This window comes from Burkholderia sp. B21-005 (assembly GCF_020843965.1).
GTDB lineage: Bacteria > Pseudomonadota > Gammaproteobacteria > Burkholderiales > Burkholderiaceae > Burkholderia > Burkholderia ambifaria.
In genome coordinates, this window is record NZ_CP086301.1 from 826274 (window position 1) to 851642 (window position 25369).

Consider the following 25369-nt stretch of genomic DNA (forward strand, 5'->3'; position numbering starts at 1 on the left):
GCCGGAGCACAGTATTGACGCCTACCCGTTTGTTTCAAAAGGTTTTTTCAATTCCATCCCCGTTTTTCCGTCGTTTCGGCCCCCGCGAAAAAACCTCCGGTTTCCCTTCTTGAATTTGTCAAAACCCGTCCATATAATTAGCACTCGCTGCACGAGAGTGCTAACAATTCTCTGCCGGGCGACCCGCCGGGCAGATTCCCTAAGCGTTCTTCAATCTCAGTCAAGAGAGGAGTGAATATGAACCTTCGTCCTTTGCACGATCGCGTGATCGTCAAGCGCCTGGATCAGGAAACCAAGACCGCCTCGGGCATCGTGATCCCCGACGCAGCAGCTGAAAAGCCGGATCAAGGCGAAGTCCTGGCCATCGGCCCGGGCAAGCGCGACGACAAGGGCGCACCGATCGCACTCGACGTGAAGGTCGGCGATCGCGTCCTGTTCGGCAAGTACGCTGGTCAGACCGTCAAGGTCGACGGCCAGGAACTGCTGGTCATGCGCGAAGAAGACATCATGGCCGTGGTCAACGCGAAGTAAGCGTCCACTGACGGTACATATTCCCAAGAATTCAAGGAGTTAGAAGATGGCAGCTAAAGACGTCGTATTCGGCGATTCCGCCCGTTCGAAGATGGTCGAAGGCGTGAACATTCTCGCCAACGCGGTCAAGGTCACGCTGGGTCCGAAGGGCCGCAACGTGGTGCTCGAGCGCAGCTTCGGCGGCCCGACGGTCACCAAGGACGGTGTGTCGGTCGCGAAGGAAATCGAGCTGAAGGACAAGCTCCAGAACATGGGCGCGCAAATGGTCAAGGAAGTCGCTTCCAAGACCAGCGACAACGCAGGCGACGGCACGACGACGGCAACCGTCCTCGCGCAATCGATCGTTCGCGAAGGCATGAAGTACGTCGCATCGGGCATGAACCCGATGGACCTGAAGCGCGGCATCGACAAGGCAGTCGCAGCGGCTGTCGAAGAGCTGAAGAAGATCAGCAAGCCGTGCACGACGAACAAGGAAATCGCGCAAGTCGGCTCGATCTCGGCGAACAGCGACACGTCGATCGGCGATCGCATCGCTGAAGCGATGGACAAGGTCGGCAAGGAAGGCGTGATCACCGTCGAAGACGGCAAGTCGCTCGCCGACGAACTCGACGTCGTCGAAGGCATGCAGTTCGACCGCGGCTACCTGTCGCCGTACTTCATCAACAACCCGGAAAAGCAAGTCGCCGTCCTCGACAACCCGTTCGTGCTGCTGCACGACAAGAAGGTGTCGAACATCCGTGATCTGCTGCCGGTGCTCGAGCAAGTCGCGAAGGCTGGCCGTCCGCTGCTGATCATCGCTGAAGACATCGAAGGCGAAGCGCTCGCAACGCTGGTCGTCAACAACATCCGCGGCATCCTGAAGACCGTTGCGGTCAAGGCACCGGGCTTCGGCGATCGTCGCAAGGCGATGCTGGAAGACATCGCGATCCTGACCGGCGGCCAGGTGATCGCGGAAGAAACCGGCCTGACGCTCGAGAAGGCAACGCTGGCAGAACTGGGCCAGGCGAAGCGCATCGAAGTGGGCAAGGAAAACACGACGATCATCGACGGCGCAGGCGAAGCCGCGAACATCGAAGCACGCGTGAAGCAAGTGCGCGCGCAAATCGAAGAAGCGACGTCGGACTACGACCGTGAAAAGCTGCAAGAGCGCGTGGCCAAGCTGGCCGGCGGCGTGGCAGTGATCAAGGTCGGCGCTGCGACCGAAGTCGAAATGAAGGAAAAGAAGGCACGTGTCGAAGACGCACTGCACGCAACGCGCGCAGCTGTGGAAGAAGGCATCGTGGCAGGCGGCGGCGTTGCACTGATCCGCGCTCGCACGGCAATCGCAAGCCTGACCGGCGCGAACGCTGACCAGAACGCCGGCATCAAGATCGTGCTGCGCGCGATGGAAGAGCCGCTGCGTCAGATCGTCACGAACGGCGGCGAAGAAGCCAGCGTCGTGGTGGCGGCAGTTGCTGCAGGCCAGGGCAACTACGGCTACAACGCAGCAACGGGCGAGTACGTCGACATGGTCGAAGCCGGCGTCGTCGACCCGACCAAGGTCACGCGCACCGCACTGCAGAACGCAGCTTCGGTTGCTGGCCTGCTGCTGACGACGGACGCAGCTGTCGCAGAACTGCCGAAGGAAGATGCACCGATGCCGGGCGGCATGCCGGGCGGCATGGGCGGCATGGGCATGGACATGTAATCGACCTCGGTCGATGGTGTCCGGAACGCGCAGCGATGCGCGTTCCAGCCAAAAGAAAAGACCCGCAGCGATGCGGGTCTTTTTTTATGCGCGAGCGAAAGGGGCGGACCTGCCGCCCCGAGGCGATGGCGAGCCGCGCGCGACGGCGGCGCGGGGCCGCCGTGCGGGCGTCAATGGCGGTGCGACGTCCTCGGCACCGGATCGGCCTTCACGGCCGGCGGCGTGTCCGCATCGTCGTTGCTGCGGGCCCAGAAGAACCGGTCGGGCAGGTACGCGCCCATGCCGGGCCGGAACGCGTCACGCACGGACTGATACAGGTATTCCTGCGCTTCGCGCACCGCTTCGGGCGGCTCCTGGCCGTTCGCGAGCAGTGCCGCGATCGCTGCGCCGAGCGTGTCGGTGATGCCCATCAGCCGGTGCGGCGAACGATCCCACATGTCTTCGCGGAGCTGGCCTTCCTCGCCGTACAGCGTGTTGACGAGCCGGTGCGAGCCCGTCTCCGACGACAGGATGTACTCGCAGCCCTGCGACAGCAGGTGCGACACGGCCGCGTCGAGATTCGGCGCCTCGGCGTCGCCGTCCGGCTGCGCGAGTGCGAGCAGCGTCGCGTGGTCGGCGACCAGCAGCGTCGTCTGCGGCGCGAGCAGGTCGGCGATCGATTCGCGCAGGTCGTCGGCGGCAAGCACATGCTCGTCATCGAGCGTGAAGTCCGGTGCGAGCACGAGCGGCACGCCGTCGTAGTCGGCGACCACTTCGGCGATCGCGCTCACGACTTCCGCGCGCGTTGCCGCGCCGATCTTGAACGCGGCGATCGGCATGTCCTCGAGCAGCATGCGCGCCTGGGCGGCGACGACATCGGGATCGAGGCCGGTGACTTCGTCGCAGGCGGCCGAGTCGCGCACGGTATAGCCCGTCAGGACGGACACGCCGTGACAGCCCATGCTCGCCAGAGTCATCAGATCGGCTTGGATGCCGGAGCCGCCGGTGGGATCGGAGAGGCCGAAGGTGAGGACGATCGGAGGGGCGTTGCTGGACATGTAAAAAAGGGGCAAGAAAAAAACGGGGAAGCGACGGAACTGCGGACGGCGAGGCGAAGTGGGCGGTTTTGGCCCGGTGTTGCCCGGCAGGCCGCACTTTTCAGCCATTATGCGGCGGAATCCGGCCCGCACGACGGATTTTTTAGCCCAACGCAACGTAGTCGCCGTACTCCAGCGCGATTGCTAGGCAGTCCGGCCCCGACACGGTACCATCATGGCTCCCGAATTTACCGACTTTCCCGACGCGGCTTAAGATGGAATACAAGAGCTGGATGTGCCTGATTTGTGGCTGGATTTATGACGAAGAAGCCGGACTGCCCGAAGAGGGCATTGCCCCGGGCACGCGCTGGGAAGACGTCCCCATCAACTGGACGTGCCCCGAATGCGGTGCTCGCAAGGAAGACTTCGAGATGGTCCAGATCTGATCGGACCCTCGGCCCACGGACACACCGCTCGCGGCCTCGCGGTTGCCCGGCGCTTGCGCGCCGCGGCCGGCGCGAGCGACTAGACGATGACAGGCGCGCGTGTCCATGACGTCCGATCCGGCGAACGTTCCCCTCCCTGACGCACTGCCCAACCCGCGTGGCGGGGCCGTGCGCGCGGCCGACGCGTGGCTTGCGGCGGCCGCCGACGCATTCGAGCGTCGCGACGACGCGGCCGCGCCGCTGTCGGCCGCCGCCGCCGTGCTGGCGGAGGCCGGCTGGCTGCCGGCCGCCCGTTTCGCGGGGCAACTCGCCGCCGCGGCGCCGCTCGTCGCCACCGAACCGACTTCCGCTGGCTGGCGCATCGCGCTGCGCGATTTTCGCGCGGCGGTCGGGCGCCACAATCTGCGCGAGCTGGCCTGCTCGCCGCTCCTGTTCGACCATTTCCGTGCGCTGCGTGCCCAAGGCGCGGCCGACCTGCACGCGAGCGTGCCGCTCGACGTGCTGGCCCTCGTCGGGCGCGCGATGCCGCCGGCGACGCTGCGGGCGATGCCCGACGCGTTCGCGAGCCGGGCGCGGGCCCGCTACGAGCAGGCGCTGCTCGGTGTGCTGCGCACGTCGAACGGTACGCCGGACGCGGCGCTCGACGAACTCGATGCGACCCTGGCCGCGCTGGCCGCCGACGGCCCGTACGACTTCTGGCGGCTCGCCGCCGCGTGCCTGCGCGCACTGCGCGCCACCAACGCGCCCGAGCTGAAACGTTTCCTCGCCCGGACCAACCTGCTGCTCGGCGAGCACGCGCAGGGCAGGCGTCATGCGCCGCCGGCGCTCGTGCGCGAGACGGTCGCACTGCTATGGCGCGATTTCGCGCTATTTGGCGCGGCCGCCGAGGATGTCGCGCTCGTCGACGTGCTGCACGACTATGGGCTGACCGTGGACTGGCACGTCGCCGGCACGCCCGCGTCCGAGGCGCTGTGGGAAGCCGACGCCGCGCAGGCCGAGCATGATGCGGTCGCGGTGGCGCCCACCCGCATGCTCGGTGTCGTGACCGTCAACGCGCATGCGTACGAGGATTTCCTGCAGACCGCCGATGCGTCGATGGCCGAACTCGCGCTCGATCCGGGCACGGCCGATGCGGGGGCCGCATGGCGCGCGTCCGCGGCCGCCTATCGGGTCGGTACGGCCGCGTGCGCGCTCGGGCTCGGCCACGCGGCGCTGCTGGCCGATACGCTCGGACTGGCGTGGCGCCGTGCCGCGCACGGCGTGCCGCTCGCCGACGACGGGCTCGGTGCGCATGGCCGCGCGTCCGACATGCTGCGCGCCGCACTGCTGAAGATCGCCGCGGGCGTGGCGCCGCCGGACTTGACCGCGGCGTCCGGCGCGCTCGGCGAGGCGCTCGGCCGGACCTGACACGCAACGGGGCGCGTACACGTCGGCAGCCCTTGTCGCGCGGGCCGGCAACACGCTGCCGACAGCGCCCGCGCGCGTGTTAGAGTGCCGTGTGATCCGCGTGCGTCGTTGCCAGCGTCGCGCGGCGTTGCTTGTTGATCGCGGCCCGGTCAGGTCGCGGCGTCTTTGCTAAAATTCAAACCATGTCAAAGCCTTCCGATCGCATCAATCTCACCAACCAGTTCCTGATTGCCATGCCCAACATGGCCGATCCGACGTTTTCAGGAACGGTGGTCTATCTTTGCGATCACAGCGAGCGCGGAGCGCTCGGCCTCGTCATCAATCGTCCCACCGACATCGACCTCGAATCGCTGTTCAACCGCATCGACCTCAAGCTCGACATCGAGCCGCTGCTGCACATTCCCGTGTACTTCGGCGGCCCGGTGCAGACCGAGCGCGGCTTCGTGCTGCACGAGCCGGTCGAGGGCGCGAACTACAACTCGTCCATGTCGGTCGAGGGCGGGCTCGAGATGACGACGTCGAAGGACGTGCTCGAGGCGGTCGCGACGGGCACCGGCCCGAAGCGCTTCCTGCTGACGCTCGGCCATGCAGGCTGGGGCGCGGGGCAGCTCGAGGAAGAAATTTCCCGCAACGGCTGGCTGACGGTGGCCGCCGATCCGCGCATCGTGTTCGACACGCCGGCCGAGGAGCGTTTCGAAGCCGCGCTCGGCCTGCTCGGCGTCAGCTCGTCGATGCTGTCCGGCGAAGCAGGGCACGCATGAGTGGCGCGAGTGCGCGCGATGCGACGCTCCTGGCGTTCGACTACGGCGAGAAGCGGATCGGGGTCGCAATCGGCAATGCGCTGACGCGTTCGGCCCGCGCGCTCGTCGTGATTCCCAACCTGAACCGCGAACACCGCTTCAAGGCGGTTGGCGACCTGCTGGCCGAATGGCGGCCGGACGCGCTCGTCGTCGGCCTGCCGATGCATCCGGACGGCACGCCGCACGAGATGACGCAGCAGGCGAAGCGCTTCGGCAACCAACTGAACGGTCGTTTCGGGCTGCCCGTCACGTGGGTCGACGAACGCTATTCGTCGGTCGAGGCCGAGGCCGGGCTGCGCGAGCGCAACGTGCGCGGGCGCGCACGCGCCGAGATGCTCGATGCCGAGGCCGCGCGCGTGATCCTTCAACAGTATCTCGATCAATTGTCCGACCATGAGCACCATTGACGCCGACGCGCTCTACCGCGTCCTGCTCGACCAGATTCGCGACGCATACGGCACTGCCTTTGCCGAGCCGGGCGGCCCGCGGCTCGCCGGCATTTACAGCGGCGGCGCGTGGCTCGCCGAGCGCCTCGCGCGCGATCTCGGCGCGCCGGACTTCGGCGTCGTGAACGTCGCGCTGCATCGCGACGACTACGCGAAGAAGGGGCTGCACAGCCAGGCCAGCCCGACGTCGCTGCCGTTCGAGGTCGGCGGCGCGCGCATCGTGCTCGTCGACGACGTGCTGTACACCGGCCGCACCGTGCGCGCCGCGCTCAACGAACTGTTCGACTACGGCCGTCCGGCTGCGGTCGAGCTCGCGGTGCTCGCCGATCGCGGCGGCCGTGAGCTGCCGGTCGCCGCGCGCTTCGCGGGCGGCACGCTCGACGTGCCGTCCGATGCGACGCTCGTGCTCGCCCGCGACGAAGCCGCCCAGCTCACGCTGCGCATCGAGGCGCACGGCGCCTGAGCGAACCGCGAAACCGTATCCCGGGCCGCCGGTTCGCGCCGCGGCCCGTTTGCATAGTTGGAATCACGCACACCATGACCACCGACACCACTGGCCGCACCGGCAATCCCGCTGCGACCGCGAGCCCCGAGCGGTTCCGCTACGGTTTCCTGAAGGGCAACCCGCAGCTCACGAAAAACGGCGAGCTGAAACACCTGCTGTCGATCGAGGGCCTGCCGCGCTCGATCGTCAATCACATTCTCGATACGGCCGAGCAGTTCGTCAGCGTGACGGACCGCGAGGTGAAGAAGGTGCCGCTGCTGCGCGGCAAGTCGGTGTTCAACCTGTTCTTCGAGAATTCGACGCGCACGCGCACGACCTTCGAGATCGCCGCGACGCGCCTGTCGGCCGATGTGCTGAACCTGAACATCAACGCGTCGTCGACGAGCAAGGGCGAGTCGCTGCTCGACACGATCAACAACCTGTCGGCGATGCATGCCGACCTGTTCGTCGTGCGTCACGCATCGAGCGGCGCGCCGTACCTGATCGCCGAGCACTGCGCGCCGCACGTGCACGTGATCAACGCCGGCGACGGCCGTCATGCGCACCCGACGCAGGGCCTGCTCGACATGTACACGATCCGCCACTACAAGCGCGACTTCACGAAGCTGCGCGTGGCGATCGTCGGCGACATCCTGCATTCGCGCGTCGCGCGCTCGGACATCCACGCGCTCACCACGCTCGGCGTGCCGGAAGTGCGCGCGATCGGCCCGCGCACGCTGCTGCCGGGCGGTCTCGAGCAGATGGGCGTGAAGGTGTTCAACAACCTCGACGAAGGGCTGAAGGGCGTCGACGTGATCATCATGCTGCGCCTGCAGAACGAGCGGATGAGCGGCGCGCTGCTGCCGTCCGCGCAGGAGTACTTCAAGACCTGGGGCCTGACGCCCGAGCGCCTCGCGCTCGCCGCGCCCGACGCGATCGTGATGCACCCGGGCCCGATGAACCGCGGCGTCGAGATCGACTCGCAGGTCGCCGACGGTCCGCAGTCGGTGATCCTCAACCAGGTCACGTTCGGCATCGCCGTGCGGATGGCGGTGATGGGCATCGTCGCCGGCAACAGCGACTGAACCCGCTTTCGCGCATCCTGATCCAGGCATTCAACGCAATCAACGCATTCACAGACAGCGCATGAAGATTCATATCCAAGGCGGCACGCTGATCGATCCGGTCGCCGGCACCGAGCGGCAGGCCGACGTATTCGTCGCGGACGGCAAGATCGCCGCGCTCGCCGAGGCCGGTACAGCGCCGGCCGGTTTCAACGCGGAGAAGACGATCGACGCGTCGGGCCTGATCGTCGCCCCCGGCCTCGTCGACCTGTGCGCGCGGCTGCGCGAGCCCGGCTACGAGCACAAGGCGACGCTCGCGTCCGAGATGGCCGCGGCCGTCGCGGGCGGCGTCACGACCCTCGTGTGCCCGCCGGACACCGACCCCGTGCTCGACGAGCCGGGCCTCGTCGAGATGCTCAAGTTCCGCGCGCGCAACCTGCACCAGGCGAACGTTCATCCGCTCGGCGCGCTCACCGTCGGCCTGAAGGGCGAGGTGATCACCGAGATGGTCGCGCTGACCGAATCGGGCTGCGTCGGCTTCACGCACGCGAACGTGCCGGTGCGCGACACCCAGGTGCTGCTGCGCGCGCTGCAGTACGCGAGCACCTACGGCTACACGACGTGGCTGCGTCCGCTCGACGCGTTCATCGGGCGTGGCGGCGTCGCCGCGAGCGGTGCGCTCGCGTCGCGGCTCGGGCTGTCCGGCGTGCCGGTCGCGGCCGAGACGATCGCGCTGCACACGATCTTCGAACTGATGCGCGTGACCGGCGCGCGCGTGCACCTCGCCCGCCTGTCGTCGGCGGCCGGCCTCGCGCTCGTGCGCGAGGCGAAGGCCGAGGGGCTGCCCGTGACGTGCGACGTCGGCGTGAATCACCTGCACCTGATCGACATCGACATCGGCTACTTCGATTCGCAGTTCCGGCTCGACCCGCCGCTGCGCGGCGAGCGCGACCGCGAAGCGATCCGCGCCGCCCTCGCCGACGGCACGATCGACGCGATCTGCTCCGATCACACGCCGGTCGACGACGACGAGAAGCTGCTGCCGTTCGGCGAAGCGACGCCGGGTGCGACGGGGCTCGAACTGCTGCTGTCGCTCACGGTGAAGTGGGCCGATGAAACGAACACGCCGCTTGCGCAGGCGCTGCGCCGCATCACGGCCGCGCCGGCCGACGTGCTGCAGTTGCCGGCCGGCCGCGTGGCCGAAGGCGCCGCGGCCGACCTGTGCGTATTCGACCCGCGCGCGCACTGGCGCGTCGAGCCGCGTGCGCTGAAGAGCCAGGGGCACAACTCGCCGTTCCTCGGCTACGAACTGCCGGCCTGCGTGCGCGCGACGCTCGTGGCGGGGCAGGTCGCGTTCGAGCGCCACTGAACCCCGCCGGATCCTCGCCATGACCGCTCTCCGCAAGCTGCGTCTCGTCTTTCACCTGCTGCGCGGCATGGCGATCGTCGCGCTGCGCTTTTCGCACGTCACGCCCGCGCGCCGCGCCGAGATGACGCGCCGCTGGTCCATCAAGATGCTGCGCATCTGCGGGATGCGTCTCGTCGTCCACAACGACGGCGCGCGGCTCGACGCGAGCGCGCTCGTGGTCGGCAATCACGTGTCGTGGCTCGACATCTATGCGCTCAACGCGTGGCGGCCGACGCCGTTCGTGTCGAAGGCCGAGGTGCGGCAGTGGCCGGTCGTCGGCTGGCTCGCGGAGAAGCTCGATACCGTGTTTCTGCAGCGTGAGAAGCGTACCGAGGCGATGCGGATCATGCACGAGATGGCCGAGCGCCTGCGCAACGGCGGGCTGATGTGCGTGTTTCCGGAGGGCACCACGTCGGACGGGCAGGCGCTGCTGCCGTTCCATGCGAACCTGTTCCAGGCCGCGGTGTCGGCTGGCTGCGCGGTGCAGCCGGTCTGCCTGATGTACGAGGACGCGCAGCGGCGGCAGTCGGTCGCGCCGGCCTACACGGGCGAGCTGTCGCTCGGGAAGTCGCTCGACATGGTGTTGCGCGGCGGCCCGCTCGTCGCGCACCTGTACGTGTGCGAGCCGATCGCGCCGGGCGGCGACCGCCGCGCGACCTCCGCGGCGGCGCGCGACGCGATCGCGGCCGCCCTCGAGACGCTGCAGGCGAAGGTCGGCAAGCCGTCGCCCGAGTCGCTGGCGGAACTCGAGAGGCATGCGTATCCGGCAACCGAAGTCGGCGCCAGTGCGGCGGACGATGCCGCGGCCGAGGAGGCGGTGCCGGGGCGCGAGGGCTGATGTTCTTTCGCCCGCGCGTGTCGCGTGCGGGCTATTCGCCGCCCTGCGTGCGGCACGCTTCGCACTGCACCTGCGTGACCGTACGCTGTGCCGGGTCAGCCGTCAGTCGCACGGCCGACAGCTGGTTTCCCCACACGCATCCCGAGTCGAGCGCGACGACGTTGTCGCGCAGCATCAGGCCGAGCGCGGCCCAGTGGCCGAACACGAGCGTCACGTCTTCGGTGCGGCGGCCCGGCACGTCGAACCACGGCAGGTAGCCGGGCGGCGCGCTGTCGGGGCCGCCGTTGGCCTTGAACTCCATCGCGCCGTCGGGCGTGCAGAAGCGCAGGCGCGTGAATGCGTTGAACGCGACGCGCATCCGATCGCGTTTCTTCAGGGTCGGACTCCATCGGTTCGGCTCGTTGCCGTACAGGTTTTGTAGCGTTTCGCGCCAATCCGGCGCGCGCAGGGCGCGCTGCAATTCGTCAGCGAGTTCGAGCGCGAGCGACGTGTCCCATTGCGGCAGTACGCCCGCATGCACGAGCAGCATCCCGTGTTCGAAATGCGCGAACGGGCGGTGACGGACCCATTCGAGCAGGGCGTCGGCGTCGGGTGCGTCGAGGATTTCGCCGATGGTGTCGCCCGGGCGTTCGGTACGGATGCCCGCTGCAACCGCGAGCAGGTGGAGGTCATGATTGCCGAGCACGACGGTCGCGCGCGGGCCGAGCTCGGCGAGCGCGCGCAGCGCGGCGAGGGACTCGGGGCCGCGGTTGACGATGTCGCCGGCGATCCATAGCGGGGCGTCGGCGGGGGCTGAAAGCTTTTCCAGCAGCAAGTGGAAAGCGGAATGACAGCCTTGGATGTCGCCGATGGCGATGGGGGTGGGCGGCATGAGAGGTGGATGTTGCAAGTCTTGACGCTGATTGGAAAATGGCGCGGGCGCCACAATACGCCCGAGCACAACTTTGTTCCATCTTAACAGGTTGATTTAAAACATAATTCCATTCGTTTCGGCGCGCGTGGACCACTGTTTCAAGTTGTTAGCGCCATGGCTTTTGGAGCGGCTTGCTTCCTATAATTGCCGCTTCCTCGACAAAATTAGCATTTCATGACTTTGACGGTCACGGTGAGAAGTTAGAATGCCCGCCTTGAGCGACGCGCACCTTGACGTTGTCGCTGTTCGAAATGAGGGCGGCTCGTGCTCGAGGTCTGCCGCGGACGACTAAAGGGAGCCTCATGATCCTGGTGACGGGTGGCGCGGGTTTTATCGGCGCAAATTTTGTACTCGACTGGCTGCGTCATTCCGACGAGGCTGTGCTCAATGTCGATAAGCTGACCTACGCTGGCAATCGTCGCACGCTGCAGTCGCTGGACGGGAGCCCGAAACACGTGTTCGTACGCGCGGACATCTGCGATCGCGCCGCGCTCGACGCACTGTTCGCCGAATACCAGCCCCGCGCTGTCCTGCATTTCGCCGCTGAAAGCCACGTCGATCGCTCGATTCACGGCCCGGCGGATTTTGTTCAGACCAATGTGGTGGGCACGTTCACGCTGCTCGAATCCGCACGGACATACTGGAACGGCCTGAACGAAGCAGACCGGTCGGCCTTTCGTTTTCTGCACGTATCGACGGATGAAGTGTTCGGCTCGCTGTCCGCCACCGATCCGCAGTTCTCGGAAACCACGCCGTACGCGCCTAACAGCCCGTATTCGGCGACCAAGGCGGGTTCCGATCATCTTGTGCGTGCCTATCATCATACGTACGGCCTGCCCACGCTCACCACGAACTGCTCGAACAACTACGGTCCGTACCAGTTTCCGGAGAAGCTCATTCCGCTGATGATTGCCAATGCGCTCGGCGGCAAGCCGCTGCCCGTCTACGGTGACGGGCAGAACGTGCGCGACTGGTTGTACGTCGGCGACCACTGCAGCGCGATTCGTGAAGTGCTCGCGCGCGGCGTGCCCGGCGAGACTTACAACGTCGGCGGGTGGAACGAGAAGAAGAACCTCGAGGTCGTGCATACGCTGTGCGATTTGCTGGACCAGGCGCGCCCGAAGGCAGCGGGTTCGTACCGCGACCAGATTACCTATGTGACGGACCGTCCCGGCCATGATCGTCGTTATGCGATCGATGCGCGCAAGCTCGAGCGCGAGCTCGGCTGGAAGCCGGCGGAGACGTTCGAGACCGGTCTGGCGAAGACGGTCGCGTGGTATCTCGACAACCAGGTGTGGGTCGACGAGGTGGCCTCGGGTGAATACCGCAAGTGGGTTGAAACCAACTACGCAGAGCGCGCTTGAGGAGTTCATCGATGGCACGTAAGGGCATCATTCTCGCCGGCGGTTCCGGCACGCGTCTGTATCCGATCACGCATGCGGTCTCGAAGCAGCTGCTGCCGGTCTACGACAAGCCGATGATCTATTACCCGCTCTCGACGCTGATGGTCGCGGGCATTCGTGACGTCCTGATCATCTCGACGCCGCAGGACACCCCGCGCTTCGAAGCCATGCTCGGCGACGGCAGCCAGTGGGGAATGAATATCCAGTACGCCGTGCAGCCATCGCCGGACGGCCTTGCGCAGGCATTCATCATCGGCAGGGAATTTGTTGGTCGGGATCCGTCGGCGCTGATCCTTGGCGACAACATCTTCTATGGTCACGACCTGGCGAAGCAGCTCGAGCGCGCGGACGCGCAGGATGCGGGCGCGACGGTGTTCGCCTATCACGTGCACGATCCGGAGCGTTACGGCGTCGTCGAATTCGACCAGGACTTCCGTGCCGTGTCGATCGAAGAAAAGCCGGCCAAACCGCGCTCGCACTATGCCGTCACTGGTCTGTACTTCTACGACAATCATGTGTGCGATATCGCGGCGGACATCAAGCCGTCGCCGCGGGGTGAGTTGGAAATCACCGACGTCAATTCGCGCTATCTCGCTGCGGCCGCGCTGAATGTCGAGATCATGGGGCGCGGCTACGCATGGCTCGACACCGGCACGCATGATTCGCTGATCGAGGCCGCGACATTCATTGCGACCCTTCAGAAGCGTCAGGGTCTCATGGTCGCCTGCCCCGAGGAGATCGCGTACCGCCGCAACTGGATCGATGCGGAGCAGGTACAGAAGCTGGCCGAGCCATTGTCGAAGAACGCCTACGGTCAATACCTCACGAGTCTTCTCACGAGTCAGGTCGCATGGCAATCCAAGTAACGGCAACGGCGCTGCCCGACGTCAAGCTCATCGAGCCGAAAGTGTTCGGCGATGCGCGCGGGTATTTCTACGAAAGCTTCAACGGGCGGGAATTCGCCGAGCATATCGGGCCTGGCATCGAATTCGTGCAGGACAACCACTCGCGTTCGGCAAAGGGCGTGCTGCGCGGGTTGCACTATCAGGTTGAGCATGCGCAGGGGAAGCTCGTGCGCGTGGTGGAAGGCGAGGTATTTGACGTCGCCGTCGACATCCGTCGTCGTTCACCGACCTTCGGCAAGTGGGTCGGCGTGATACTGTCGGCGGACAATCATCGCCAGCTCTGGGTGCCGCCCGGCTTCGCGCACGGCTTCGTCGTGTTGTCGGAGGCCGCGCAGTTTCTGTACAAGACGACCGACTACTGGTATCCGGAGCACGAGCGCTGCATCGTGTGGGACGATCCCGAAATCGGGATCGAGTGGCCGATCCATGCGGCACCGGTATTGGCTCCGAAGGACGCGGCGGGCAAGCGTTTGAGCGAGGCGGAAGTCTATGCGTGAGAGCGGTGTGCCTCCTGAACCGACGATCCTCGTGACAGGCGTGAACGGCCAGGTCGGGTTCGAATTGCTGCGGTCGCTCCAAGGGCTCGGACGTGTGGTGCCGTGCGATCGGTCGACACTGGATCTTTCGGATCTCGATCGAGTGCGCGCGTTCGTACGGGACCTGAAGCCGTCCCTCATCGTGAATCCGGCGGCTTATACCGCGGTGGACAAGGCCGAGACCGACGTCGACGCCGCGCGCCGCTTGAATGCAGACGTGCCGCGCATCTTCGCCGAGGAGATGGCGCGCACCGGCGGCGCGCTGATTCATTATTCGACCGATTACGTGTTTGATGGCACGAAGGCGGGCGCGTATACGGAAACCGATGCGACGAATCCCGTGAATGCTTACGGCGCGACGAAGCTTGAAGGCGAGCAGGTGATCGCGGCGACGGGGTGTGCGCATTTGATTCTCCGGACGAGCTGGGTGTACGGGCGGCGCGGAAAGAACTTCCTGCTGACCATGCTGAAGCTCGGCAAGGAGCGGCCGGAGTTGCGTGTCGTGGCGGATCAGGTCGGTGCGCCGACCTGGGCCCGGACGATCGCCGTCGTCACCTCGCACATCATCGCGCAGCAAGCCGCCGCGGATGATGTCGCTGATTGGTGGGCGAAGCGTTCCGGCGTCTATCACTTCACGTCGTCCGGCGCGACGTCGTGGCACGGCTTCGCGCAAGCGATTCTTGAGCACGCGATGGGCGAGCTTGCGCCGAAGGTATTGCCGATTCCGGCGAGCGAGTATCCGGTTCCGGCGAAGCGCCCGGCGAATTCGCGAATGGCGCTGGAAAAGCTGGCGCGGACGTTCGGCGTGACGATGCCGGCATGGGACGATGCACTGAGGCTCTGTCTGGGCGAGTAGGGTGCGTCGGCTATAATTCTGTCCCAACTAAGTTGGCCTAAGTGGCCGATATTTTTTGCTGACGGACTGTTGAATCAAAGGCGAAAGGCGGTGAAAGCCTTCCTTTCGCGGTTGGAAAACCAAATCTGGAGTGAAAGTGATATTGATCCCCGTCATCCTGTCTGGTGGCGCAGGCACACGACTTTGGCCGGTCTCCCGTGAAGGGCACCCGAAACCATTCATGAAGCTTGCGGACGGCGAGAGCCTGCTCCTGAAAACCTATCGCCGCGCGGCTGCCGTGGTCGGCGGTGGTACGGGGTCGCAGCCTCGGGAGATTCTCACGGTCACCAATCGCGACTACTACTTCATGAGCAAGGACGAGTTCGCAAGCGTGAAGCTTGGTGAATCTCTGTCCGGCGCATTCATGCTCGAACCTGCCGGTCGCAACACCGCACCCGCAGTCGCAATGGCGGCCCATCACATCGCGGAAAAGTACGGGCGCGATGCGCTGATGCTGATTCTCGCGGCCGATCATCTGGTTCAGGATCAACAAGGATTTTCCGCCGCGGTCGCGAGTGCCGTCGAACTGGCGAATCAGGACAAGCTGGTGACGTTCGGCATCGTGCCGACCCGCGCGGATACAGGCTTCGGTTACATCGAGGCCGGGGAGACGATCGGCGCAGGTCGGGCCGCGCTGCGTTTCGTCGAAAAGCCGGATGCTGACAAGGCGGCCGAGTATCTTGCCGCGGGCAACTATCTCTGGAATTCCGGGATGTTCTGCTTCAAGGCAGGGGTCATTCTGGACGAAATGGCACGCTATGCGCCGGACGTCGCGACAGCAGCCGAGGCGTGCTGGTCGTCGCTGAAGGCGAACAACACGTCGGAGCAGATGCTCGAGATTCCGTCGGAGTCTTTCGCAAAGATGCCCGATATCTCGATCGACTACGCAGTGATGGAGCGCTCGACGAACGTGGCGGTCGTGCCGTCCAGTTTCGGGTGGAGCGATATCGGTTCGTGGGGAGCGGTTCGTGATCTGGTTTCGCCGGACGCGGACAGTAACCGCGCTATCGGCGAAGCAATCTTCATCGACAGCCGGAATACCTATGTGCAGAGCCAGGACCGCGTGGTCGCGGCCGTGGGCGTGGCTGATCTGATGATTATCGATACGCCGGATGCGCTCCTGGTTGCCCATCCCGATTGCGCACAGGACGTGAAGCGGGTCGTGGCTCGCCTCAAGAAGCAGAATCACGAAGCGTACAAGCTGCATCGCACCGTGAGTCGTCCCTGGGGGACTTACACCGTGCTGGAAGAGGGGCCTCGCTTCAAGATCAAGCGTATCGAGGTCAAGCCGGGCGCCAGCCTGAGTCTGCAAATGCACCACCACCGGAGCGAGCACTGGATTGTCGTGTCCGGCATGGCCAAGGTCGTGAACGGAGATCAGGAAATCTTCGTGCGCACCAATGAGTCCACCTACATTCCTGCCGGTCACAAGCACCGACTCGAGAACCCGGGCGTGCTGGATCTCGTGATGATCGAGGTGCAAAGCGGCGAATATCTCGGGGAAGACGACATCGTTCGCTTCCAGGACGTTTACGGGCGGGCGTGATGCTAGGGATGGTGAAAATCCTTTGGGCCTATCGTGGTTTCATTCTGGGCAGCGTCAAACGGGAATTCCAGTCCAAGTACCGTAATTCGCTGCTTGGCGCGGCGTGGACCGTGCTCAATCCGCTTGCGATGATCGTCGTGTACACGGTGATCTTCTCGCGCGTCATGCATGCGCGCTTGCCCGGGGTGGACAGCACGTTTGCGTACAGCATTCACCTGTGCGCCGGTGTGTTGCCGTGGGGGATGTTTGTTGAAATCGTCAGCAATGGCCAGAACACATTCGTCAACAATGCGAACTTGCTCAAAAAGCTGAGCTTCCCGCGGTTGTGCCTGCCGATCATCGTGGTGATCAACGCGCTGGTCAATTTCGCGATTGTGTTCGGGCTGTTTACGGTGTTCCTGGTGATGACGGGCAATTTCCCCGGTTTGCCCTATTTCGCCATCATTCCCGTGTTGACCCTGATGACGTTGTTTGCGATCGGCCTGGGCATCACGCTCGGGGTGTTGAACGTGTTTTTCCGCGACGTCGGGCAGTTCTTCGGGATCGTGCTGAATTTCTGGTTCTGGCTGACGCCGGTCGTCTATGCGGCCAATATTTTGTCGAAGTCTGCACAGGAGGCGTTGCACTTCAATCCGATGGCACGCGTGATCGAAGCCTTCCAGGTCACGATGGTGCAACACGTCTGGCCGGACTGGTCGACGCTGTTGTATCCGTTCGTATTGAGCATCGTGCTGTGTCTCGCGGGCTTCCGTTTGTTCCGCAAGCATGCGGGTGAAATGGTGGATGAACTCTGATGGGCACCATTACCGTTACCAATCTTGGCAAGGCGTACAAGCAGTATCCGACGCGGTGGTCGCGACTTCTCGAGTGGCTGGATCCGCGTCGCAAGCCTCATCACACGCTGCACTGGGTGCAGCGTGACGTCAATTTCTCGGTTCGCTCCGGCGAGGCGCTGGGTATTGTCGGCATTAACGGCGCCGGCAAAAGCACGCTGTTGAAAATGATTGTCGGAACCACGCAGCCGACCGTCGGCAGCGTGACGCGGACTGGCCAGATTGCAGCATTGCTCGAGCTGGGAATGGGGTTCCATGCGGACTTCACCGGGCGCCAGAACGTGATGATGGCAGGGCAGCTGCTCGGTTACAGCGTCGAAGAGATCGTCGCGTTGATGCCGGAAATCGAGGCGTTCGCCGAAATCGGCGAATACATCGACCAGCCGGTGCGCGTTTATTCGAGCGGGATGCAGGTGCGTCTCGCGTTCAGTGTCGCGACGGCTCGTCGTCCGGACATCCTGATCGTCGACGAGGCGCTCTCGGTCGGTGACGCCTATTTCCAGCACAAGAGTTTCGATCGCATCCGCGAGTTTCGCAAGCAGGGCACGACGTTGCTGATCGTCGCGCACGACAAGGCCGCGATTCAGGCCATCTGCGATCGCGCGATCCTGTTGAATGCCGGGCGGCTGGAGATGGAAGGGACGCCCGAGGCGGTCATGGACTACTACAACGCGATGCTGGCGGACCACCAGGATCAGCAGGTCCGTCAGGAAGTGCTCGAGACCGGCAAGGTCCAGACCATTTCCGGCACGGGTGAAGTCACGATCGATCAGGTGACGTTGCTGAATCGAGATGGCAGACCGATCGAAGTCGCTCATGTTGGACAGCCGGTGACGCTGCGGATATCCGCCGAATGTCGTGAGTCCGTGCAGGATCTGGTCATGGGCTTCATGATCAAGGACAGATTGGGGCAAACCGTCTTTGGCACGAACACGCACAATCTCAAGTCCGAGATCGGGGACGTGGCTGCCGGGGCGAACGCGACGGTCGATTTCGAATTTCCGGCGAACATCGGGCCGGGCAGCTATTCGGTTGCCGTGGCATTGCACACGGGCAGCACGCACATGCAGAACAATTTCGAGTGGAGGGATCATGCCCTTACATTCAGCATGGTGAACGGCAAAGAGAGCGAATTCGTCGGGATGACGTGGATGCCGACACAGGCGAAGGTGGTGTCGTGAGCGACAATTTCTACCGGGCGTTTGAAGAGCGCTATTACGCGCCCCGGGACCTCATCAAGCGCATCCGCAGGCAGTATTTGCCGTTCGTCGAACCGTTGGCATCGATCTATCCGGGTGGCGGCACGTTCGACCTCGGCTGTGGTCGTGGCGAGTGGCTGGAGCTGATGTCCGAACAAGGGTTGACGCCTTTCGGCGTCGATCTGGACGCCGGCATGCTGCAAGCGTGCGAGGAACGTGGCCTGCCCGCGACGCAGGGCGATGCGGTGGCCTATCTGAAGACGCTGGAATCCGAGAGCCAGGTCGTCGTGTCGGCTTTCCATGTCGTCGAACACATTACCTTTGAGCAGTTGCAGACTGTCGTTTCCGAGGCGTTGCGGGTATTGCGGCCGGGCGGTTTGCTGATCCTCGAAACGCCGAATCCGGAAAATATCGCCGTCGCGACCAACAACTTTCACCTGGATCCCACGCATCAGAAGCCGATTCCGTCGCTGCTGTTGTCTTTCGTGGCTGAGCACGGTGGATTCGAGACGGTGAAGACGCTCGGGTTGCAGGAGTCGCCGGCGTTGCGTAATCCTGATCATTCGGTGTCTCTGCTGGATGTGATACGCGGTGCAAGCCCCGACTATGCGGTCATCGCGCAGAAGGCTGCCGCTCCGGAAATCAAGGAGAAATTTGCTCAGGTGTTCGCGGCTGAGTACGGTTTGTCGCTGGAGCGGCTGGCTAATCGTTACGAAGCGCGAACTGACTCCGTCCGGCTCCGGGTGGAAAGAGCCGAGGCTGGCGTCGAGCGGCTGGACGAACTGTGTCGTGCGCTCGACGGGCAGCTACAACTGGCCCAGGCGCGCCTTCAGTCCGTCGAAGCTGATCTGGATGCAGGGCAAAGGCAGGTGACCGAAGACCGGCTCAAGCTTGCAGAGGAGCGGTGTCGGCATGCGGAGGAGTTGCGCCAGCATGCAGATGAGTTGCGCCAGCATGCGGAGAACCAGCTCGGCGCCGTGGAGGCGCGGGCGCAACACGCCGAAGCGCAGGCCCGGCAGGCGAATGAACTGCTGCATGCCGTGCTGCACAGCACGTCCTGGCGTGTGTCGAAGCCGGTGCGCATTGTCGGCGTTCCGCTGCGCAGATTGACCTCTGCAATCCGTGAACGCAGGTTGCTGCCCGGGATTAAGGCGCGAATCAAGAGCGTACTCAGAATCGGGGCGGCTGAACTGGCGAAGCGGCCGGCATTGAAGCGTGCGGCCCTCGGCTTGGTGCGGATGAGCCCGGCACTGGACCGTCGACTGCGCGCCGTCGTGGCACAGTCGGCGAGCGCTGCAGTTGTTTCTCCTGCGTCTCAACGCGCGTTGCCGGAGTCGGCCCGTGAGGTGCTCGACGAGCTCCGGGCTGCCGCGCGTGCGTCTGAATCCCGGTGACGATGCGCGTAACCGAATAGATGGAACTACCGTGCACACGAACAGTGTGCACGGTAACAATGGTAAGTGCTGCTTTGGAAACAACATCCCCCATGCATAACCCCCAGCTCGCTCACGCAATCAGACCTCGCGTCTTGGTGGTTGGCGACATCATGCTTGACCGCTACGTCATTGGTGGCGTCTCTCGCATTTCTCCTGAGGCACCGGTCCCCGTTCTGGCGGTCGGTCGCGACGAGAATCGGCCAGGCGGTGCTGCGAACGTGGCTGCTAACGTCAGTGCCATGGGCGGGGACGCGACACTGCTGGCGGTGGTCGGTCACGACAGCGCGTCAATCGAGCTTCAGAAGTGCTTGCAAGAGTACGGCGTACAGACACGGTTCGTGTCGGACCCCGAGGGAGGCACGACGCAAAAGACCCGCTTGATGGCGGGCACGCAACAGATCGCCCGCGTTGATCGCGATGTGCGGCCGACCGCACGTACTCAGGCGCTGCTGCTCGAAGAATTCAGGCGAGTCGCGCCCGACCATGACCTGATCGTGTTTTCCGATTATGCGAAGGGTACGCTGGACCATCTGCCGGAGTTTCTGGCGGCGGCCGCGGCCTTGAATGTTCCCACGCTGGTTGATCCGAAACGGACCGACCCCGCGTTCTATCGCGGCGCGACCTTGCTCAAGCCGAACAATTCCGAGTTCATCGGGCTGTTCGGCGACTACACCTCCGAAGAGGAACTGCTGGAACGGGCACGTCACGCGTTGAGGGAGCTGAACTTGCGGCATCTCGTCGTGACCCGTGGCGCGAAGGGCATGGTCTATGTGAGCACGGACGGCCATCAGGGCAGCATTCCCACGCACGCACGCGATGTTTTCGACGTTTCGGGCGCCGGCGATACCGTGCTCTCGGCACTCGCACTGGCGCTGGCCCGCGGTACGCCGGTATCCGAGGCGGTGCATATCGCCAATGTGGCGGCGGGCATCGCTGTCTCGCATTCCGGCACCTATGTGGTCACGGCGGATGAAGTTCGCGATCAACTGAATCCGTCACGCCAGCGTGCTCCAAAGCTGGTGGATGAGGAAACACTCGGGACGCTGCTGCTGACGCATCGGCAGCGCGGGGAAGTCATCGTGTTCACCAACGGCCGTTTCGACACGCTGAGCCCTGCCCATATTCGCTTCCTCAATGAAGCGCGTGCGCAGGGCGACATTCTGGTCGTGGGGCTCAATTCCGATGCTTCGGTGCGCGAACTCGACGGTTCCGGGCGCCCAGGCAATTCCCTGGCCGATCGCGCCGAAGTGCTGGCTGGCCTGGCGGCAGTGGATTACGTCGTGGAGTTCGATGCGCCGACGCCGTTGAAATTGATCGAGTCGCTTGAACCCGACGTTCTCGTGAAGGGCGGTGATTACGACGTGAATGACATCGTTGGCCGTGACGCGGTTAGCGCTCGCGGAGGCCGCGTGGCCGCGCTCGCGCTCCACGACGGCTACCCGACCACTCGTGTCGTTCGGACGATCAGCACGGTGCGCGATCAATGACCTCGCTTGCTGTCGAATGGAAGCGGAGCCCGCGCGGGTCGTGCGAAGCGGGCATGCCGCGATGGGCAGTCCAGGGTCACGACGCCGGTTCGGGCCTGTTTCGCGAGCGGCTCGGCTTTTCCGGTCGTCCGCGGAGTGCGCTGCTTCGTCGCTTGACGGTGCAATGCCGCCGGCTCGACGTTGTGAGCCGCACGAGTTTCGAAGGCTTGTTTGACGGTAGTTCTCTGATTGAACGAACCTGGAGCGAGGTTCAGCGCCGCTTTTGCCACTCGAGGCTGCCTGCTCGACGGACATTTTCCGCCAGCGCACCGCGATGCACCGCAGCGCCGGATTGTTCCGGGATCGAGACGGCCTCGCGGACGTCGGTAGCCAAGTAAAGTAGGACAACCATGCGAATCGTTATTGACATGCAGGGAGCGCAAACCGAGAGCCGTTTTCGAGGCATCGGGCGCTATTCCCTTTCCTTGGCGCTTGCCATTGCCCGCAATGCGGGAGACCATGAAGTCTACTTGGCGCTCAGCGGACTTTTCCCTGAGACCATCGGGCCAATCCGTGAGGCATTTCGAGGGCTGGTGCCGCAGGAGCGGATTCGGGTCTGGCAGGCGCCGGGGCCGATGCGCTGGGTCGACGCGCAAAATGCGTCGCGTCGCGCCATTGCCGAACGTGTGCGCGAGGCGTTTCTGGAAACGCTCGATCCCGATATCGTGCTGGTCACCAGTCTGTTCGAGGGGCTGGGGGACGACGCGGTCATCAGCATTGGAGCATTGGGTGAGCCGCTGCCGACCGCGGTCATCCTTTACGACCTGATTCCGCTGATCAACCCGGACGAGCATTACCGCACGAACCCTGTTCATCGTGGCTATTACGCTGATCGCATTAAAAACCTGAAGCAGGCACGTCATCTCCTTGCCATCTCGGAAAGTGCACGGCAGGAAGCGTTGGGAGCATTGCCCTTTTCACCTGAGCAGGTGACTAATGTGTCGGGCGCTTGTGATGAAATGTTTACCCGGGTCGTACCTGATGCGGATCAGTTGGACGCTCTTAAGCAGCGTCTGGGGGTGACTAGGCCGTTCATTATGTACACGGGTGGGGCCGACGTTCGGAAGAATCTCCCGCGTCTGATCGAAGCGTTTGCCCATCTGCCCGATGCGTCGCGCGAGCGTCATCAGTTGCTGTTTGTCGGTCGGATGCCGGTGTCAGAGACGAGCGCGCTTCGTTCGCATGCACAGCGCGTTGGCCTCCGTGCGGACGACCTGTTGTTCAGCGATTACATTAATGATGAAGAGTTGCTGGTTCTGTTCAGTACCTGCAGCCTTTTCGTTTTCCCTTCTCTGCACGAAGGCTTTGGCCTGCCGCCACTGGAAGCGATGGCATGTGGCGCAGTGGTGATCGCCGCCGACAGCACCAGCCTTCCGGAAGTCATTGGCAGCAGCGAGGCGCTGTTCGATCCGGAGTCAGTTCCGGCTATCAGCGCCAAGATGCATGAGGCGCTGACTGACGAGGGCCTGCGTGCGCGGTTGCTTGAAAACGCCAGGATTCAGGCGCAGGCATTCTCATGGGATCGCAGCGCCAAGCTCGCCTTGCAGGCCATTGCGCCCTTCGAGCGACCCCGTGAGTCACGGACGGTGCGCGCCGTGACCTTCGAGCGTACCACGCAGTTCGAACCGAAAATCCACAGGATCCTGCTGCTCAAACTGGATCACATGGGTGACCTGCTGCTGGCGGTGCCGGCTATTTCCCGGCTGCGCGCGCGATACCCGAAGGCCAGTATCGATGTCGTGGTGGGTAGCTGGAATCAGGCGTTGGCTCAAACGCTGCCATTCTTTGACCGTGTATTGACGCTCGACTACTTCAAGCGCAAATCGTCGTTACAGGCAGAACTGTCCGATAAGTCGTTGATCGAATTCGTGAAGCAACTGGGTTTCTACGACCTGGCTATCGATTTCAGGCGACAGCCTGATACGCGGTTCGTCCTGGCACAAGTCGAGGCGGGACTCAAGGTCGGCTATGGCAGCCTCGATCCGGCCATCGATGCCAAGCTCGACATCGCACTGCCCACGTATCAGGACCTGCCGTTCGTGGAAACGCCGCTGAATCGCATTTCGATCAGCGAGCAGATGCTGGCTCTGGTCGACGCACTACCGGCTCATCCGTCGGACTATGTGGTTTTGCCGCTGATCGCCACCCCTTTGCAGCAGCATACTCGTGCGGTTGCGCTGTTTCCCTACGCCGGTGGCGATGCCAAGGAATGGCCTGTTGCGCGATTCCATGAATTGGCACGCCGGCTGGCTGCGGATCCCACGGTGGAACTCGTCAGCGTTTTCTTTGCCAGCGAAAAAGAAGCCCAGCGTTTCAGCTTCGACGGCATCGATAAAGTGATGATTCAAGCGGGGCTCAGCATCCCTGAACTGATGCAGCATCTCGCCGGCCACCAGCTGTGCGTCGCCAACAATTCCGGCGGCGCACACATGGCGGCCTATCTTGGCGTGACGGCGTTAGGTGTCTATGGCGGTCTCGAGACCGCGCACGAATGGGCACCGGTGTTCGGCAACAGCTATGTCTTGCATAATGAGGCAGCTTGCTCGCCTTGCCACATTGCCGCGCGACGCGATTGTCCGCACGAGTTTTTTTGTCTCGAAGACATCACTGTGGATGAGGTGTATGCCCGCTGCAGGGAATTGCTCGATCAGGACGGTGCGGCGGTGCCGACGGTACAGTCGCGTCCAAGCATCAAGTCGACACGCAAAAAACTGATTCAAGCCCTCGCGCCTTTGGTACGTCAATGTAACGAAGACGAGTTGAGTCAAGTGGCGCAGGGCATCGCGCTCAGCTTACCCAAGCGAACGCGTCGCGCGCTGTTTGTTGATGTGTCGCAACTGGTCAACCACGATGCCCGGACCGGAATTCAACGGGTCGTACGAAGTATCCTGAGCGAACTGCTCAAAGACTCACCAAAGGACTTCGAGGTATGGCCGGTCTACGCAACGCATGACCGAACGGGTTATTTTTACGCGAATCGTCTGCGGTCGCACTTCATGGGGCAGGATGACCCCGGACCGGTACCGGAAGATCCCATTGATTTTCGGGCGGGCGATGTCTTTTTGGGGTTGGACCTGAACCCGGATGGCGTGCCAATTCAGCAAGCGTTCTTTGATGAAATGCATCGCTATGGTGTTCGCATCCTGTTTGTGGTGTACGACCTCTTATGCGTGCAGATGCCGAATTACTTCAGACCCGGGAGCATGGAGTTGTTCGAGCAATGGCTGAACACAATCTCCCGATATGATGGTGTTGTTTGCGGCTCGCGGACGGTGTCACATGACTTCACGCAGTGGTTGCGCGAGCATCATCCCCACCGCGAGCGCGCGCTCGAGGTCGGCTGGTTCCATTACGGCGCAGATGTACAGAATTCCCGACCGAGTACCGGCATGCCGAGCGATGCACCTCGTATACTCAAGGCGCTGCGCGCGGCTCCCAGCTTCCTGATGGTCGGGACGGTTGAGCCGCGTAAAGGGTATGCACAGGCGCTGACTGCTTTTGAGCAGCTCTGGCAACAAGGTACGGCGGTCAATCTGGTGATCGTCGGCAAATCCGGTTGGCTGGTCGATAAGCTGGTCGCACGACTGCGCGCGCATCCCGAGCTTGGAAAGCGGCTATTCTGGCTGGAGAGCATCAGCGATGAATACCTGGAGCAAGTCTATGGCGCTTGCAGTTGTTTGCTTGCGGCGTCGGAAGGCGAAGGCTTCGGGTTGCCGCTGATCGAGGCGGGGCGCAAGCATCTGCCTATATTGGCGCGGGATTTGCCCGTGTTCCGTGAGGTAGCGCTGAGCCATGCGCATTATTTCCATGGCAACAGTGGCGAAGCGTTGGCGCAGGCCGTGACACACTGGCTCGAGCTGTATCGGCAAGGCACCCACCCGAAGTCCGAGGGAATGCCGACGCTGACTTGGCAAGCCTCTGTTCAGCAGTTGCTGGACAACGTATTACCGACGCGCCAGGTCATCAAGGTAGTCCCCCGCATGGAAATCCCTGCGGAGACCGAGTGACATTGCCGTCAATCATCCGATAAAGATTTTGCAAGAGAACTTA

Annotated in this window: 22 protein-coding genes; 20 read left to right on the forward strand and 2 right to left on the reverse strand. The window is 63.6% G+C overall.

Annotated elements, in window-relative coordinates:
- Nucleotides 1-237 precede the first annotated feature (237 nt).
- Both groES and groL read left to right on the forward strand, forming a co-directional pair.
- Complete coding sequence (gene groES / locus LMA02_RS03795) at nucleotides 238-531, forward strand: co-chaperone GroES (protein WP_004186661.1); 294 nt, start codon at nucleotides 238-240, stop codon at nucleotides 529-531.
- A 46-nt stretch (nucleotides 532-577) separates the two neighbouring features.
- Nucleotides 578-2218 carry a chaperonin GroEL gene (gene groL / locus LMA02_RS03800; RefSeq protein ID WP_006753915.1) on the forward strand — a complete coding sequence of 547 codons (1641 nt, stop codon included), beginning with the start codon at nucleotides 578-580 and terminating at the stop codon, nucleotides 2216-2218.
- A gap of 170 nt (nucleotides 2219-2388) precedes the next feature.
- Here groL and LMA02_RS03805 read toward each other — a convergent pair whose 3' ends face one another.
- Nucleotides 2389-3255, reverse strand: a complete 867-nt coding sequence (locus LMA02_RS03805; RefSeq protein WP_228906984.1) for a hydroxymethylpyrimidine/phosphomethylpyrimidine kinase — start codon at nucleotides 3253-3255, stop codon at nucleotides 2389-2391.
- A gap of 254 nt (nucleotides 3256-3509) precedes the next feature.
- On the opposite strand from LMA02_RS03805, the gene LMA02_RS03810 reads away from it, so the two are divergent.
- From LMA02_RS03810 to LMA02_RS03845, 8 genes are all read left to right on the forward strand, one after another.
- Nucleotides 3510-3680, forward strand: a complete 171-nt coding sequence (locus tag LMA02_RS03810) for a rubredoxin (RefSeq protein WP_004186709.1) — start codon at nucleotides 3510-3512, stop codon at nucleotides 3678-3680.
- A 105-nt stretch (nucleotides 3681-3785) separates the two neighbouring features.
- Nucleotides 3786-5087 carry a hypothetical protein gene (locus LMA02_RS03815; protein WP_228906985.1) on the forward strand — a complete coding sequence of 434 codons (1302 nt, stop codon included), beginning with the start codon at nucleotides 3786-3788 and terminating at the stop codon, nucleotides 5085-5087.
- Between the two features lie 182 nt (nucleotides 5088-5269).
- Nucleotides 5270-5848, forward strand: a complete 579-nt coding sequence (locus LMA02_RS03820) for a YqgE/AlgH family protein (protein WP_006751106.1) — start codon at nucleotides 5270-5272, stop codon at nucleotides 5846-5848.
- Entirely contained in the window at nucleotides 5845-6294 is a 450-nt protein-coding gene (ruvX, locus tag LMA02_RS03825) for a Holliday junction resolvase RuvX (RefSeq protein WP_006751105.1), read from the forward strand. Before LMA02_RS03820 ends, ruvX begins: the two co-directional genes overlap by 4 nt.
- Nucleotides 6281-6796, forward strand: a complete 516-nt coding sequence (gene pyrR, locus LMA02_RS03830) for a bifunctional pyr operon transcriptional regulator/uracil phosphoribosyltransferase PyrR (RefSeq protein ID WP_228906986.1) — start codon at nucleotides 6281-6283, stop codon at nucleotides 6794-6796. Before ruvX ends, pyrR begins: the two co-directional genes overlap by 14 nt.
- 74 nt (nucleotides 6797-6870) lie before the next feature.
- On the forward strand, nucleotides 6871-7902 hold the full coding sequence (locus LMA02_RS03835) for an aspartate carbamoyltransferase catalytic subunit (protein WP_228906987.1): 1032 nt from the start codon (nucleotides 6871-6873) through the stop codon (nucleotides 7900-7902).
- Between the two features lie 61 nt (nucleotides 7903-7963).
- Nucleotides 7964-9250 carry a dihydroorotase gene (locus LMA02_RS03840; protein ID WP_105832648.1) on the forward strand — a complete coding sequence of 429 codons (1287 nt, stop codon included), beginning with the start codon at nucleotides 7964-7966 and terminating at the stop codon, nucleotides 9248-9250.
- A gap of 19 nt (nucleotides 9251-9269) precedes the next feature.
- A complete protein-coding gene (locus LMA02_RS03845; protein ID WP_228906988.1) occupies nucleotides 9270-10127 on the forward strand; it encodes a lysophospholipid acyltransferase family protein in 858 nt (285 codons plus the stop codon).
- A gap of 31 nt (nucleotides 10128-10158) precedes the next feature.
- Here LMA02_RS03845 and LMA02_RS03850 read toward each other — a convergent pair whose 3' ends face one another.
- The gene (locus LMA02_RS03850; RefSeq protein ID WP_228906989.1) at nucleotides 10159-10998 is read right to left on the reverse strand and encodes a symmetrical bis(5'-nucleosyl)-tetraphosphatase; all 840 of its coding nucleotides are present in this window, start codon (nucleotides 10996-10998) and stop codon (nucleotides 10159-10161) included.
- A gap of 344 nt (nucleotides 10999-11342) precedes the next feature.
- On the opposite strand from LMA02_RS03850, the gene rfbB reads away from it, so the two are divergent.
- The 10 genes from rfbB to LMA02_RS03900 all read left to right on the forward strand — a co-directional run bounded on the left by rfbB (nucleotide 11343) and on the right by LMA02_RS03900 (nucleotide 25326).
- Nucleotides 11343-12404: a dTDP-glucose 4,6-dehydratase gene (gene rfbB, locus LMA02_RS03855; protein ID WP_228906990.1), complete on the forward strand. Its 1062-nt coding sequence runs from the start codon at nucleotides 11343-11345 to the stop codon at nucleotides 12402-12404.
- Between the two features lie 11 nt (nucleotides 12405-12415).
- Complete coding sequence (gene rfbA, locus LMA02_RS03860) at nucleotides 12416-13309, forward strand: glucose-1-phosphate thymidylyltransferase RfbA (RefSeq protein WP_228906991.1); 894 nt, start codon at nucleotides 12416-12418, stop codon at nucleotides 13307-13309.
- On the forward strand, nucleotides 13294-13845 hold the full coding sequence (gene rfbC / locus LMA02_RS03865; RefSeq protein ID WP_228906992.1) for a dTDP-4-dehydrorhamnose 3,5-epimerase: 552 nt from the start codon (nucleotides 13294-13296) through the stop codon (nucleotides 13843-13845). The genes rfbA and rfbC overlap by 16 nt, the downstream gene beginning before the upstream one ends.
- A complete protein-coding gene (gene rfbD / locus LMA02_RS03870) occupies nucleotides 13838-14740 on the forward strand; it encodes a dTDP-4-dehydrorhamnose reductase (protein WP_228906993.1) in 903 nt (300 codons plus the stop codon). The genes rfbC and rfbD overlap by 8 nt, the downstream gene beginning before the upstream one ends.
- Nucleotides 14741-14879: 139 nt before the next feature.
- Nucleotides 14880-16325, forward strand: coding sequence for a mannose-1-phosphate guanylyltransferase/mannose-6-phosphate isomerase (locus LMA02_RS03875; protein ID WP_228907603.1), 1446 nt, complete (start codon nucleotides 14880-14882; stop codon nucleotides 16323-16325).
- Nucleotides 16325-17119, forward strand: coding sequence for an ABC transporter permease (locus tag LMA02_RS03880; RefSeq protein WP_228906994.1), 795 nt, complete (start codon nucleotides 16325-16327; stop codon nucleotides 17117-17119). Before LMA02_RS03875 ends, LMA02_RS03880 begins: the two co-directional genes overlap by 1 nt.
- Nucleotides 17119-18339 carry an ABC transporter ATP-binding protein gene (locus tag LMA02_RS03885; protein WP_228906995.1) on the forward strand — a complete coding sequence of 407 codons (1221 nt, stop codon included), beginning with the start codon at nucleotides 17119-17121 and terminating at the stop codon, nucleotides 18337-18339. Before LMA02_RS03880 ends, LMA02_RS03885 begins: the two co-directional genes overlap by 1 nt.
- Nucleotides 18336-19751 (forward strand): class I SAM-dependent methyltransferase, encoded by a 1416-nt coding sequence (locus LMA02_RS03890; RefSeq protein WP_228906996.1) that lies wholly within the window; start codon nucleotides 18336-18338, stop codon nucleotides 19749-19751. The genes LMA02_RS03885 and LMA02_RS03890 overlap by 4 nt, the downstream gene beginning before the upstream one ends.
- A gap of 152 nt (nucleotides 19752-19903) precedes the next feature.
- On the forward strand, nucleotides 19904-21280 hold the full coding sequence (locus LMA02_RS03895; RefSeq protein WP_228906997.1) for a PfkB family carbohydrate kinase: 1377 nt from the start codon (nucleotides 19904-19906) through the stop codon (nucleotides 21278-21280).
- A gap of 389 nt (nucleotides 21281-21669) precedes the next feature.
- Nucleotides 21670-25326, forward strand: a complete 3657-nt coding sequence (locus LMA02_RS03900) for a glycosyltransferase (RefSeq protein ID WP_228906998.1) — start codon at nucleotides 21670-21672, stop codon at nucleotides 25324-25326.
- The last annotated feature ends 43 nt before the right edge of the window (nucleotides 25327-25369 follow it).

Bases quoted from the DNA above. Each gene is read 5' to 3' on its own strand.
- groES (WP_004186661.1), top strand. From the start codon at position 238: ATGAACCTTCGTCCTTTGCACGATCGCGTGATCGTCAAGCGCCTGGAT.
- groL (WP_006753915.1), top strand. From the start codon at position 578: ATGGCAGCTAAAGACGTCGTATTCGGCGATTCCGCCCGTTCGAAGATG.
- LMA02_RS03805 (WP_228906984.1), bottom strand. From the start codon at position 3,255: ATGTCCAGCAACGCCCCTCCGATCGTCCTCACCTTCGGCCTCTCCGAT.
- LMA02_RS03810 (WP_004186709.1), top strand. From the start codon at position 3,510: ATGGAATACAAGAGCTGGATGTGCCTGATTTGTGGCTGGATTTATGAC.
- LMA02_RS03815 (WP_228906985.1), top strand. From the start codon at position 3,786: ATGACGTCCGATCCGGCGAACGTTCCCCTCCCTGACGCACTGCCCAAC.
- LMA02_RS03820 (WP_006751106.1), top strand. From the start codon at position 5,270: ATGTCAAAGCCTTCCGATCGCATCAATCTCACCAACCAGTTCCTGATT.
- ruvX (WP_006751105.1), top strand. From the start codon at position 5,845: ATGAGTGGCGCGAGTGCGCGCGATGCGACGCTCCTGGCGTTCGACTAC.
- pyrR (WP_228906986.1), top strand. From the start codon at position 6,281: ATGAGCACCATTGACGCCGACGCGCTCTACCGCGTCCTGCTCGACCAG.
- LMA02_RS03835 (WP_228906987.1), top strand. From the start codon at position 6,871: ATGACCACCGACACCACTGGCCGCACCGGCAATCCCGCTGCGACCGCG.
- LMA02_RS03840 (WP_105832648.1), top strand. From the start codon at position 7,964: ATGAAGATTCATATCCAAGGCGGCACGCTGATCGATCCGGTCGCCGGC.
- LMA02_RS03845 (WP_228906988.1), top strand. From the start codon at position 9,270: ATGACCGCTCTCCGCAAGCTGCGTCTCGTCTTTCACCTGCTGCGCGGC.
- LMA02_RS03850 (WP_228906989.1), bottom strand. From the start codon at position 10,998: ATGCCGCCCACCCCCATCGCCATCGGCGACATCCAAGGCTGTCATTCC.
- rfbB (WP_228906990.1), top strand. From the start codon at position 11,343: ATGATCCTGGTGACGGGTGGCGCGGGTTTTATCGGCGCAAATTTTGTA.
- rfbA (WP_228906991.1), top strand. From the start codon at position 12,416: ATGGCACGTAAGGGCATCATTCTCGCCGGCGGTTCCGGCACGCGTCTG.
- rfbC (WP_228906992.1), top strand. From the start codon at position 13,294: ATGGCAATCCAAGTAACGGCAACGGCGCTGCCCGACGTCAAGCTCATC.
- rfbD (WP_228906993.1), top strand. From the start codon at position 13,838: ATGCGTGAGAGCGGTGTGCCTCCTGAACCGACGATCCTCGTGACAGGC.
- LMA02_RS03880 (WP_228906994.1), top strand. From the start codon at position 16,325: ATGCTAGGGATGGTGAAAATCCTTTGGGCCTATCGTGGTTTCATTCTG.
- LMA02_RS03885 (WP_228906995.1), top strand. From the start codon at position 17,119: ATGGGCACCATTACCGTTACCAATCTTGGCAAGGCGTACAAGCAGTAT.
- LMA02_RS03895 (WP_228906997.1), top strand. From the start codon at position 19,904: ATGCTTGACCGCTACGTCATTGGTGGCGTCTCTCGCATTTCTCCTGAG.
- LMA02_RS03900 (WP_228906998.1), top strand. From the start codon at position 21,670: ATGCGAATCGTTATTGACATGCAGGGAGCGCAAACCGAGAGCCGTTTT.